Below are 13,021 nucleotides of genomic sequence, written 5' to 3'. Positions count from 1 at the left end.
GCCTAATCTCTCAAGACCCTCCATAACCTGCTGGCTTCTCAAGAGAGAGCCTGTTTTTCATGGAAATAGACACTTACAAGCTATTCGCCGTATTCATGATCAATATGCCAGGTCGTTTAATATCGAAATAGTTTCATATCGGTGCCATAGCAACAGTGCCTGTCCCATCTGATCAAGAACGTCTAACACAAGCTGAAGAGACCCTGCTCCTGCTGATTCGTACCTATCTACAACGGGTGTCATCGAAACTTTCAGCAACAGAGTTTGTCGAGATGGCAAAAGCTGCCGTTGCCCTGCTAGACAAAGACCAATCAGGCCCAAGCCTCAGCTTTCCTGAAAGCAAACGTCTGCTTTATATTGCACTTCAAACCTTCGGCACGCAGTTATCTCAACCCATTCCGGCTCTAGGTGAGCAGATCCCTAAGCGAATAGCAAACCTATTAGCCCGTCTAGTCCGGTATCAAAAAATAATGCGGACTGGAGGGCTAGAAGCCACCCTGATGACGTTGGCTGCCCAGACCCTGGAAAATACAGCCCAACGCCTCAGCCCTGACATGATTCGTACCGCTCTGGAAAACAGCAGGATCACCATTGCCCCTGAACTCGCTACTCAAGAGGGGCTAGAAGACTTAGCAAGGGCACTTTTCTTCAAACTACAGCTCCAAACGCCATCCCCTACAGCGACTAAATCCGCCCAAGAAATTGCCGAGCAGCTAAATCAGGCGATCGCAAAATTCACAACTAAGTATCAGCCCCTGACAGAGGTCACCCAACCCCAATGGGACAACGACCTATCCGTCAGCAGCCCCCTCTTTACCCCTAGCAATTTTGAAACAGCCAGTAACGATTTCACCTGGCAACCCCCAAAAATCGCAGACAAAAGTTCAAAAGACGAAACAAACTCTTAGCACTTCGTTTTATTTACCTAGGAATAAAACATTCTTAACAATAATCTGAGCCCAAACTTTCAAATTCAGCACGAAGATTTTGACTCAGTACTTCATGTATCAACCGTCCTAATCCAGAAAGGCCATCTCTTTATAGAGATAATCCAACCTGACTGGCAGCAGGAATGATTCGGTTGACTGACTAAATTCCTTACCTTTGAGGGATCCCAAGAGATGGATACGGTTTACCTGAGTTGAGCCCCTTGGATACCCAAGCTCTATAGCTTGGTTCAAACCACATACCCAAGGATGGCTGGCAACATAATTAAGTATTTAAGTAGAAGCCATAGGCCTTTATTTTCAAAGGATTCAGCCAAAAACTATTTTTTGCCTTTTGTTCTTATCTTTATAAATTTGGATTGTAAATTCTATTTTTGGATTCAAATTTTGAATTTTAAGTCTTTATAGGTAATTAGCTTTACTAAATAAAACTATTGGCCCATTAAGCTGGGTTTTATTCAATTAAGTTTTTTTCTGCCCCCTATTCAATAACCCACTTATTCCCCACAATGACCCACAGACATGGTCGCTTCAGACCACCCACCAAAAGGAGACAACGAGCGTGAAACTCTCGGTCTACGGAAAAGGCGGCATTGGCAAATCCACCACCAGTTGCAATATCTCTGTCGCCCTCGCCAAACGTGGCAAAAAAGTGCTGCAAATCGGCTGCGATCCCAAACATGACAGCACCTTTACCCTGACGGGTTTTTTGATTCCCACCATTATCGACACGCTACAGGAACGGGATTATCACTATGAGGACATCTGGCCAGAAGATGTTATCTACCAGGGATATGGCGGTGTTAGCTGTGTAGAAGCTGGTGGTCCCCCTGCTGGAGCTGGCTGCGGTGGCTATGTGGTCGGTGAGACCGTAAAGCTGCTCAAAGAGTTAAACGCCTTTGACGAGTACGATGTCATTCTATTTGACGTCCTAGGCGACGTGGTTTGCGGTGGTTTTGCCGCTCCACTGAACTATTCTGACTATTGCATGATCGTCACTGACAATGGCTTTGATGCCTTGTTTGCTGCGAACCGGATTGCAGCGTCAGTGCGCGAAAAGGCCCGTACCCATCCCCTAAAACTAGCCGGGTTGATCGGTAACCGCACCTCCAAGCGAGACCTGATCGACAAGTACATCGAAGCAGTACCCATGCCAGTGCTAGAAATTTTGCCCTTGATCGAAGACATTCGTGTTTCTCGGGTAAAAGGCAAGACCATGTTTGAAATGGCTGAAACCGATCCCGCTTTGGAGCCCGTGTGTCAGTACTATCTGAATATCGCCGATCAGCTGATTGCCCAGCCTGAGGGTGTTGTGCCCAAGGATGCCGCTGACCGTGAGCTATTCTCCTTGCTTTCTGACTTCTACCTCAACCCACCTGAAGCGGCGGCTCCTCAGCAAAATGAAATGGACCTAATGATGGTCTAGGTTTCTGGCTTTAGGCCTCGATTTGGTAAGACTTTCCCGGTTAATCTGATCGGTTTCTAATTGTTTATTCGCGTTGAGTTTCTCAAAAGACTGGCCATTCTGACGCTGAGGTGCTAAATTGCTGCGTGCCCTGTCTACATTTTTCGGCAGGGTGATGTTGCCAAGTTAGAAACAGTCTCAAGATATGGCCTTTTTTGAGAATTTCACCACCTCCATCCGTGATAAGTGGTTGAACTATGTGCAAGACAATCGTGCCTGGTTAGAACTGCAGATGAATAACGTCTCTGTCAGAACGCCTGACGGTGGTCGGCGTCCATCTTCGCTACTAATTTTGGGTGTGATTAACGCCATAGAGCCTAAACTATCGAATCTGATGGTGCCGTTCTATAAGCTCAACTCTGATGAGGATGCACTAGTCGAGGTGCTTGGGCTTAATTTTGATCCAGAAATGGCCTTGGACGGTAAGGGTGATGTGGGACCAACGCTAGATGCTTCGGCAGGTGATGATAATACTCCCCTGTTAGAAGGACTAGAAGGTCTCTAGAGTAAGCAAGCACACAACCCATCGGATGATTGCCCGGCGAACGATTGCTGGAGATGGCAGCTCTGTTATCTCTCTTTGCAAGTGTCAATACTGTTCCAAGGACTTTAATCACGATGACAACAACTGCGAATACTCTCTCCCTTGACTTTGACTGCGACACGGGCAATTACCATACGTTTTGCCCCATTAGCTGTGTGGCGTGGCTTTACCAAAAAATTGAAGACAGTTTCTTTTTGGTAATTGGTACCAAGACCTGTGGCTATTTTTTGCAAAATGCCATGGGAGTAATGATCTTTGCTGAGCCTCGCTACGCTATGGCTGAGCTAGAAGAAGGTGATATCTCTGCCAAGCTGAATGATTATGAAGAATTGAAGCGGTTGTGTTTGCAGATTAAGCGCGATCGCAACCCCAGCGTCATCGTTTGGATCGGCACCTGCACCACCGAAATCATTAAAACCGACCTCGAAGGCATCGCCCCTGTCCTAGAAGACGAAATCGGCGTTCCCATCGTGGTTGCTCGCGCCAACGGCCTCGACTATGCCTTTACCCAGGGTGAAGACACCGTCCTCGCCGCCATGGCCCAGCGCTGCCCCACTGAAGAGCCTGCTGCCCCAGCCATCGAACCTGAGAAGCAAGAGCGTAACGGCCTTGGCAAATTACTATCCCTGGGCCGTAAAACCGAAGCAGCAGCTCCGGATGAAACTCCTGCCGCAGACGAGTATTATGACCACACCCCCCTGATCCTATTCGGCTCAGTTCCTAATCCAGTGGTCACCCAGCTCAATTTAGAACTGAAGAAACAAGGCGTTAAGGTATCCGGCTGGCTGCCTGAAAACCGCTATACCGAGTTACCCGTCATCAAAGAAGGCTATTTTGCATCTGGGGTAAACCCATTCTTATCGCGCACGGCATCCACCTTAATGCGACGGAAAAAGGCAAAGGTAATTGGTGCCCCATTCCCCATCGGCCCTGACGGCACCCGTGCTTGGGTCGAGAAAATCTGCTCCGTCTTAGGGATTGAACCTCAGGGGCTAGACGAGCGAGAGGCCAAAATCTGGGAATCCGTAGAGGACTACGTCAGCCTGATTCGGGGCAAATCCGTTTACTTCATGGGAGACAATCTCTTAGAGATTGCCATGGCCCGCTTTTTGATCCGCTGCGGTATGACCGTACCGGAAATTGGCATCCCCTATATGGATAAGCGTTTCCAGGGAGCTGAGTTGCTATTGCTAGAGCGCACCTGTGAAGAAATGGGTGTACCCAAGCCCAAGATTACTGAAAAGCCAGATAACTATAATCAGATTCAACGCATTCTGGAGATTGAGCCTGATCTAGTGATTACGGGTATGGCCCATGCCAATCCACTGGAAGCTAGGGGCATTAACACTAAGTGGTCTGTCGAGTTCACCTTTGCCCAAATTCATGGCTTTGGTAACACGCGTGACATTCTTGAGTTGGTGACCCGTCCATTGCGACGTAACAGTAATCTTAAGGATTTAGGATGGGACAAACTTGTCAAGGAAGAAGCTAGCGTTTAGAAAGCCTTTGCTTGCTTGACAGATCGCACGACTATCGAACAATAACAAATTGAATACGATAGTCGTGCGGCCATGCTGCTTCTAGTTTTTGTAAAAATAACCGCATTACCAGGGACTACCCACCAACGTATAAGTGGACCAATAAAAAGGATGCTCAAAATTCCAGCGTCCATGATATTCCAACTCTGGAAAGTGAGCCAACGCCGTCTGATCCAGGCCATATAATGTCCCGTCGGCAAATGTCAGCTCCCCCTGCAGCATGGCCAGCTGCGCTTGGCGTAAAGCATTAGCTCGAATCGGCTGTTGTTGTAAGTTCTCATAAAAGTAAGTCATCAATCCTAGGGTGCCTTCATCACTAATGGGCCACAGACTCGCAACAGACGTTTGCACCCCAGCATTTACCGCTAACCCAGCAAAACCATATTCTGCTTCACGGTCCCCTAAAGCGGTGTTACAAGCACTCAACACCATCAGCGCAATATCAGCTTCCTGTAACCCCAGCGTATGCACCTGATCCAGCCGCAGGGGCTGATCCCATAGCTGAATATAAGAATGGCTCGGCTCACCCGGCTCAAAAACACCATGACTGGCCAGGTGAACAATGCCAAATTCATTGCGAGCGACCTGGGTTTGGAGGTTATCCAGTGTAAAGCCCTCATTCAGAAAGACTTCGCTGTCATCAAACGATTTTGTGACGACAGTGAGTTCCTCTGGTACAGCGGGCAAAAGCTGTTGTGATGGAAACTGGGATGCTCCCATGGCTAAAAGCTGAGTATCTTCTAGCTGGTTATAGAGAAAGTTCTGAGGATTAAAGTCAGTCAAGCTAAAACTAGGAATCACACCCAGGCTATAGCGCTCAACGAGAAACTCTTCTCCACTGTGCAATGCGGCAACGGGTAGGGTGCGAAGGCCCGTATCCATGGCCAGGGCTAAACTCTGAATTCCCTGCTGTTGCAAATCATCCTCTACAGGGGTGATAAACCAATCGTAGAGCTGCTGAGCCGGTGGTAAATATTGAGACGATACAGAAATAGAATTGGTTATTTGCGCCAAAAAATCGTTGGCTATGGCCATCACCTGATCACGGGTCACACCTTCTACTTTTCTGCGGACAGTTTGTCCACTATGGGTGAGTAACAATAGTCCCAGCTCATCATTAGGATTGAGGCCACTGGAGTCTGGTATGGCTGTATCTTTTCCAGTTGGGGGTAAGAAATAGACATATAGAACCCCCGGTCTCACCCCCATTAACCCTTCAACATTTTCCAGGGTTTGTTGGGCTGTATCCAGATTGATGGGGGAAATGCTAACCCGTTCATACAGGTTTAAATGGGACTTAAACTGCTCAGAATAAGAATTTTCTAACCGTTCAAATAGGGTTTTGTTAGAGTCATCGGAGCCCATAGAGGCTGTTAGTTTTTCTAGGGAAAGGGAGTCATTTGTTAGGAGTGGGGAGTTGAAATTAATGGTAGGAGAGTTGGGCAACGTTAGGGGCAGACTGATGACTGGTGATGGATTGGCTACAATGGGACTGATGATATCCTGAGTCACAAGCGCGATGTTACCCAGGGAATAACTATTTAGAAAAGAACTGTCCGTTGGAATTTGAAAGGCCCCGGTGGTAAGGACAGCGTTGCTGCCTAAAAGGCTGCTATCACCGATCTCAAAAGGAGTGGTGCTGTTACCTCCATGGTAAATACTAATGTCACCTGTGCCATGGGTTGCAGCTGTGGAGATACTGGCAATGCTACTATCTAAACTGGTAAAGCTACCGGTTATTTGAACAAACTGGTCGGTGGTAATGGTGACATTACCGCCCGCGCTACTACCCTCGGCTCGGATGGATTCAACTTGGACGATCTCTGGTGCATTGAGATTAACATTGCCCCCTGCGCCCGCTGCCCCTGTCGTGTCAATTTGTTGTGTCGTGATGGTGGTGCCTGCATCGATGACAACATGGCCGCCGTTGAGCTCATCGTGGGTCAAAATAGCTTGAGTGTTAATGGCATCGCCACTCTTAAGAGTGACGCCATTGGGGGCGATCAGGTCGGCGGTCATAATCTCTTGTGCAGCTGACAGAAACAACTCAGAAGCGGTTAGATGAAATCCTTGGGTGTTAATTGAGCCATTGCCACTGGGAGATTGGATAGTTGTCGCTACTGATAATGTGACGGCTGCACTGAGGGTGATCTTACCCGTGCCTTCGGGATGCCCGATCGTGATGGCCGTAAAACTATTGTCGATGGTGGTAAGTTCTGGTGTGGAGATATCTAAGGCAGCTGTTAGCCCAGGTCCGCCCAGGTTAAGCTCTCTATCGACTGAAATAGGTTCAATCGTTAACGTGTTGGTGCCTGTAATGCTGGTGCCAATACCAATACTGTCGCCTTTGAGGGTCAATGGACCATCACCACCATCGAGAGCACCGGTAAAGCGAGCCCCGCCAGCGAAAAAGTTTACCTGGTCTGTTTGATTGCCAGCGATCAGGTTTTCGATATTTGAAAAGTTTGTGACGCCGGTGCCATTACCTGTATTAACAGCCGTTAGGTTCCACTCACTGACGACATGATCGCCCTGGAGAGTATCGCTTCCGGCTCCTCCGTTTATAGCGCTGATGAGATTGGTGGCGCTCAGTTTAAATGCATCGTTATGACTGCCACCGATGAAGGTTTCTACGGTATCAAATCCACCGGTACCGGTGGCACTATTGGTCTGTAGATCGACTGTGATGCCCGTGGTGTAATTGTTATAGTTGGCTCTGTCAATGCCATCGCCACCGGTTAGAACACCAGTGACTGATGTCCCATCACTAAAGAAAAAGGTGTCGTTTCCGCCCCCCCCATCGTGATTCTCAATGTTGCTAAAATTGAGATTGTTGAATGTGCCTGCATTATTTCCAGTGATGAGCACGATATCGTTACTGTTGGTGCCAATAAGGCTGTCACTGGCACTACCTCCGATCAATGTTTCAATGTTATTGATGGTGCCGATGTCTGTAGCTGTTTCTGCCTGAAGATCGACAGTGACGGCAGTGGTGTAGTTGCTATAGTCCAAGGTATCGGTCCCCAATCCTCCATCAAGGCTTGTCCAGGGGCCACCGTTGACAACAAATCGATCGTCTCCAGCGCCTGGGGTAACCGTTTCAAACGCTTGAAACGCCACTTCATTGATCGTGCCTGTGCCAACTCCAGTCAGCGTGACGACATCATGAGTATTAGTCCCCTGAATGGTATTAGATCCAGCGCCACCAATAACGCTCTGAATATTGCTAAAACCTCCAGTCCCAGACGCGTTACCTGTTTCCAGGTCGATCATCAAATCGGTGATGTAGGCACTGTAATCAAGGGTGTTGCTACCTGTGCCACCATCAATGGATCCATTGATCACGGCTCCATTGGCAAAAATAAACTGGTCATCACCGTCAGCCCCATCGAAATTTTGAATGCCAGCAAAATTAACATCATTAAAGGTGCCAGCATCCACACCTGAGAAAACAATCCTGTCATTTCCCGTTGAGCCGTGGAGGGTATCATTCGTACCATTGCCAACAACAATTGAGTTGATATTTTCAAAGCTCAACCCATTGCTAAATAGTCCGTTTAAATTACCCTGTCCACTACTGGTAATGGTCCAGGGGGTTAGCTGATCAGGACCTTGTAAGACATTGGCCCCAGCAAGATGAACAGGATCTTGAAAGGGACTAATGCCTCCGTTGGCGATAGAATTATACAGAGTAATTTTGCCTGTCCCGTCAGGACGACCAATCAGGATGTTAGCAAATCCATCGTTGAGGGCCAAGACTTCTCTTTCTTCAATATCCAGGGCGTTGATCATATCAACGCTTGACCCTAACTGAATATCCAACGATGGATCATCCGTTGCCAGGGAAAGGGTTTGACCACTGATAGAATTATCACCTCCATTAAAATTAATGCCATTACCTTGCAAGGAGATATGGTTAGCATTAAGGGTCTCTTCTATGGAGATGATCGAAGGGGTGACAAACCTAACATTTCCGATACTGTTGAGATCAGCTGAGCGCGTATCTAGAGAATGGATGACAACGGCATCACCAGAAATATTGATATCTCGCCCCGAGGTATTAATGACATCACCGACTTGAGTCATGTAAAAGAAGCCCGTGGCATCATTGTCAGCATCAGCACTAAATGTGATGGAACCCTTGCCTGGTTGAAATCTAAGCTCGTTATTCCCTCCTAGGTCAATGAGGATATGGTCATTGGCTTGGAGAATAATATTGTCATCGCCATCCCAGCTTTCTAGAGTTGCCTCATGCAGGATTAACGTGCCAGCATCATTGTCAATCGCACTAATTTCAGGAAATAAAACAGATTCTGTGGCGACGTCTGCCGCTGTGCCGCCATTGGTAATGAAAATATTGTCTGGGTCAAATAGGATAGTGCCCGCTTCTCCTTGGGGGGCAGCGAGGGAGAATTGTCCGGTAAAGCCTAGTTTTGACTTACCAGAAATTTCAATAAAGCCTCCATTGCCCCCTAGCGCTCCTCCCTGTGCCTGGGCATCTCCATCAAAATGAGTCACCCGGTCGGCCCAAACAATAATCTGGCCTCCATCCCCTTGTTGAAGAGCATTAGCGCTGAGGGTGGTGTCTGGATCGATCTGAGTCTGGGAGGCGTTAGGCAATGGCCCTGTCCCTTGGTAACTCCCCCCAATGTAAATCTGTCCCCCCTGATTGATGCCATCGACATTGATGCTTGCATCCACAAGAGAGAGCCGTTCTCCTAAGATGAGAATCTCTCCACCATATTCTCCAGCACTGTTTACAGTTCCTGATACAGTGACATGGCCAGTTTCTGGTGTCATATTGGCGACCGTTTGAGCCAGTTGCACGGTGCCATCGACTGCGATGGTGAGCGTATCGGCATTGTCACCACCCTGACCTGTCAAGAGTACGGGTAAATGTATTGGCGAGATATTTAGCGAGGTGTCTCTGGATGGAGTAATTTCGTTGCTCCAGGGCTCAATTTCTAAAGCCAATAGCTGACCGGTTTGACTGAGGCTGACCCGATTGCTATCGGCCACAGCGGCAATGGTGATGTTGCCTTCTGGGGCGCTTAAGGTACCACTGTTCACCACACTGCCCCCCAGGAGACGGATATTTTGGCCGGTAGGTACCTGCAGGTTCCCCAGGTTGATCAGATGTCCGGGGCTGGAGACAAAGGCAAAACTCCGGGGAGGGCCTACCAAAGCTTGATAATCTGCACCATCGGTAAACCAACCTTGATCAAACCCGATGGCATCCGCTGTGGTGGCCGTAAAGTCTCCCTGTAAGTTGAGATGGGCCTGGGGACCAAAGAATATGCCCGCTGGATTGAGCAGCCACAAGTTTGCATTGTTGGATACGGCTAAGCCGCCATCAATGGTTGAAGGCTGGAGAGTCGTGATCCGGCCTAGGATATTTTCAACTGAGGCTGGGGCAACAAAGGTAATAGTCTCAAGCGGATCTACATTAAACGATTCAAACTGATGGAACAGATTGGCTCCATCTGCTGATTGGGCACCGCCAGTAATCTGAATCTGTAAGCCTTCCGTCGTCGTCGTCGTATTCCCGGTGGGAACGACTTGTCCCCAAACGGGAGCAATACCTAGAGTAAAAACACTGAGCCAGCCAGCTATCTGTAGGACATGGCTGTTGAGCTGATTCCACCCTAAATGCCCCATGATGCTGATAATGCTGGATTACTACTGTAAGAAATGGGATCAAAATGAAGTGGCAATTAAACCTTGTTCATGTCCAGAACTGAAATTTTTCTGAACGTGATTTATCACAACTTCCCCTTTCTAATCACAGCTAACTTATTGATGAAACGTAACCTTAATGACACGGGTTTTTACCAGTCATTCCGCCGCTGGATAGGCACGTATAAATGCTGACCTTCGTAACAAGCTTTATAGTCTTTCTACGTAAAAATAGCGTTTATATACGACGCGCATTGCCGTTTGGCCGGAAGCTAACGACTCATCTGTTTTTTATTTGTTGAGTGGCATCAAATCTGGATTCTGGGATGTTTCTGTAACTGATCTAAAAGTTTAATTCATTTCTCAGATTGGGTTCCTAACATGGCAATAGAAGTGTCTACTCGATACTTCGCCCACTCACCCACCTCAGTCAATAGAGGCAATGGAGGTTCTATGGTTGAAACCTATCAACCATCCCACGAGGCTACGTTGGATCGCGACTCAATGACGCTGTCGCGTCACGTCCTGCAACAGCTAAAAAGTTTTGGTCCTGATGCACAGGACCTGAGCGCGTTGATGACTCGTATTGCCCTAGCGGGTAAACTCATCGCTCGACGATTATCGCGGGCTGGTTTAGTCGAAGACGCTCTGGGCTTTACCGGACGTGAAAATGTTCAAGGGGAATCGGTTAAGAAAATGGACGTCTATGCCAATGACGTCTTTATTTCTGCCTTTAAGCAAAGCGGCCTGGTCTGTCGTTTGGCCTCTGAAGAGATGGAGGAACCGTTTTATATTCCAGAGAACTGTCCCATTGGCCGCTATACCCTGCTATACGATCCCATTGATGGTTCATCTAATGTAGACATTAACCTTAATGTTGGTTCGATTTTTGCTATTCGGCAACAAAAGGGGAATGACGAACATCAAACAGGAGAGGATCTGCTACAGCCAGGCCGGGAGCAGATAGCGGCAGGCTATATTCTCTATGGTCCTAGCACGGTTCTGGTCTATACCATCGGTACGGGCGTCCATGCCTTTACCCTTGATCCCAGCCTGGGGGAGTTCATCCTTTCTGAAGAGAACATTACGATTCCCAATCATGGTCCTGTTTATAGTGTAAACGAAGGTAACTTTTGGCAGTGGGATGACTCTATCCGAGACTATATTCGGTACGTTCACCGCCATGAGGGATATTCGGCCCGCTATAGCGGTGCCTTAGTGGGAGATTTTCATCGTATTTTGACCCAGGGCGGGGTGTTTTTATATCCAGGCACTGTGAAAAATCCCGATGGAAAGTTGCGTTTACTTTATGAGTCGGCTCCACTAGCCTTTTTGGCTGAGCAGGCAGGGGGACGAGGGACCACGGGGACCCAAGAAATTTTGGACGTGCTCCCTGATCGATTGCATATGCGTACACCTTTGGTACTCGGTAGTACAGAGGATGTAGCACTCGTGGAATCGTTTATTCAAGATCGTTTCCGAGAACGAGAAACTGAAATGGCAGTGATGGGCTAAGGCTGACGGGCAAGTATTTTTTGTGGAAAATACTTGCCTTGGAAATTGCCGCTGCACCACCGACTGCTAAACCACGGTGTGATTAATGTTGGACAACATTAATGTCGCCTGACCCATACCTGATACAGGTTTAAACAAAAAACAAATAGACAAGTTACCCAGGATAACCCACCCATGACTACAGTCAATGACAGCCCAATTTTGCATCTAAAGGACCACGGTCAAAGTGTTTGGATGGATAATCTCAGCCGCGATTTGCTCGTTTCTGGCGAGCTGGTTGAGCTGATTGGTAGCCGAGATGTCCATGGGATCACTTCAAATCCGGCCATCTTTGAGAAGGCGATCGCAGGTAATCAAATTTACGATCAAGAAATTGAAGCCGGTGTCCGTGCCGGTCAGTCTGTTGATCAAATCTACGAGTCTCTAGTCTTTGATGATATTCGTCGGGCCTGCGATGTCCTCAAGCCTGTGTATGAGTCCTCCCATGGTTTGGATGGCTATGTCAGTCTAGAAGTGCCGCCTAACATGGCCCACGATGCTCAGGGTACGCTGGCTGAGGCCCGTCGCTATGCTACAGCCATTGGTCGCCCTAACCTGATGATCAAGATTCCAGGGACACCCGCAGGTCTAAAAGCGGTTGAGCAGACTATCCGCGACGGGATCAACGTCAACGTTACTCTATTGTTCTCGGTACAGAGCTATATCGATACTGCCTGGGCCTACATTCGCGGGCTAGAAGGTCGCTTAGCCGATGGTCATGACATTAGCTCGATGGCATCGGTGGCCAGTTTCTTCTTGAGCCGTATCGATAGCAAGGTGGATAATGTGCTAGACCAGCTGGCCGAGGCCGATGGTCGCAAGCGTGAGCAGATTGCTGGACTGAAGGGTAAAGTTGCGATCGCAAATGCCAAGCTAGCCTACCAAGAGTATAAAAAGATCACCCAGAGCGATCGTTGGCAGGCACTGGTGGCCAAGGGGGCCAAGGTACAGCGTCTACTGTGGGCCAGCACCAGCACCAAAAACCCTGCCTACAGCGATGTCATGTACGTCGATGAGCTGATTGGGCCTGACACCGTTAATACCCTGCCCCCCAACACCATCGAAGCCTGTGCCGACCATTGTGATGTCAGCAGCCGGATTGAATCTGATGTAGACCAGGCCTATAGCGTAATTGAAACCCTACCCGCTGTGGGCATCAACCTGGATGACGTCATGGACGAGCTGCTGGCCGAAGGCATCGACAAATTCATCAAGCCCTTTGACAAGCTAATGGATTCGTTGGTGATGAAAGTCAAGCAGTTATCTCCTGCGTAAGATAAGGGGGTAGCCGCATAAG

Annotated in this window: 7 protein-coding genes; 6 read left to right on the top strand and 1 reads right to left on the bottom strand. The window is 48.3% G+C overall.

Translation table 11 applies throughout. The features are described from left to right. The first annotated feature begins 155 nt into the window (after positions 1-155). The 4 genes from IXB50_RS19625 (at position 156) to IXB50_RS19610 (ending at position 4,455) form a co-directional block, all read left to right on the top strand. The gene (locus tag IXB50_RS19625; protein ID WP_215610694.1) at positions 156-908 is read left to right on the top strand and encodes a hypothetical protein; all 753 of its coding nucleotides are present in this window, start codon (positions 156-158) and stop codon (positions 906-908) included. A gap of 601 nt (positions 909-1,509) precedes the next feature. Next, positions 1,510-2,373 carry a ferredoxin:protochlorophyllide reductase (ATP-dependent) iron-sulfur ATP-binding protein gene (bchL, locus tag IXB50_RS19620; protein ID WP_215610693.1) on the top strand — a complete coding sequence of 288 codons (864 nt, stop codon included), beginning with the start codon at positions 1,510-1,512 and terminating at the stop codon, positions 2,371-2,373. Positions 2,374-2,557: 184 nt separating this feature from the next. Continuing rightward, positions 2,558-2,917, top strand: coding sequence for a DUF5331 domain-containing protein (locus IXB50_RS19615; RefSeq protein WP_215610692.1), 360 nt, complete (start codon positions 2,558-2,560; stop codon positions 2,915-2,917). Positions 2,918-3,030: 113 nt separating this feature from the next. Beyond that, complete coding sequence (locus IXB50_RS19610) at positions 3,031-4,455, top strand: ferredoxin:protochlorophyllide reductase (ATP-dependent) subunit N (protein WP_215610691.1); 1,425 nt, start codon at positions 3,031-3,033, stop codon at positions 4,453-4,455. A gap of 105 nt (positions 4,456-4,560) precedes the next feature. Here the strand turns inward: IXB50_RS19610 and IXB50_RS19605 are convergent, their stop codons facing one another. Next, positions 4,561-10,152 carry a CHAT domain-containing protein gene (locus IXB50_RS19605; protein WP_215610690.1) on the bottom strand — a complete coding sequence of 1,864 codons (5,592 nt, stop codon included), beginning with the start codon at positions 10,150-10,152 and terminating at the stop codon, positions 4,561-4,563. 471 nt (positions 10,153-10,623) lie between these two features. Here IXB50_RS19605 and fbp point away from each other — a divergent pair, with 471 nt between their 5' ends. Both fbp and tal read left to right on the top strand, forming a co-directional pair. Next, positions 10,624-11,685, top strand: a complete 1,062-nt coding sequence (gene fbp / locus IXB50_RS19600; protein ID WP_215610689.1) for a class 1 fructose-bisphosphatase — start codon at positions 10,624-10,626, stop codon at positions 11,683-11,685. A gap of 174 nt (positions 11,686-11,859) precedes the next feature. Then, positions 11,860-12,999, top strand: a complete 1,140-nt coding sequence (gene tal, locus IXB50_RS19595) for a transaldolase (RefSeq protein ID WP_215610688.1) — start codon at positions 11,860-11,862, stop codon at positions 12,997-12,999. The last annotated feature ends 22 nt before the right edge of the window (positions 13,000-13,021 follow it).

The sequence above is a fragment of the Leptothoe spongobia TAU-MAC 1115 genome (assembly GCF_018739885.1).
Classification (GTDB): domain Bacteria; phylum Cyanobacteriota; class Cyanobacteriia; order Phormidesmidales; family Phormidesmidaceae; genus Leptothoe; species Leptothoe spongobia.
Note: the sequence above shows the minus strand (reverse complement) of the source record. Positions and strands in the feature narration are given on the sequence as shown.

Coding starts and splice junctions, on each gene's coding strand:
- IXB50_RS19615 (WP_215610692.1), top strand. CDS start 2,558: ATGGCCTTTTTTGAGAATTTCACCACCTCCATCCGTGATAAGTGGTTG.
- IXB50_RS19610 (WP_215610691.1), top strand. CDS start 3,031: ATGACAACAACTGCGAATACTCTCTCCCTTGACTTTGACTGCGACACG.
- IXB50_RS19605 (WP_215610690.1), bottom strand. CDS start 10,152: ATGGGGCATTTAGGGTGGAATCAGCTCAACAGCCATGTCCTACAGATA.
- fbp (WP_215610689.1), top strand. CDS start 10,624: ATGGTTGAAACCTATCAACCATCCCACGAGGCTACGTTGGATCGCGAC.
- tal (WP_215610688.1), top strand. CDS start 11,860: ATGACTACAGTCAATGACAGCCCAATTTTGCATCTAAAGGACCACGGT.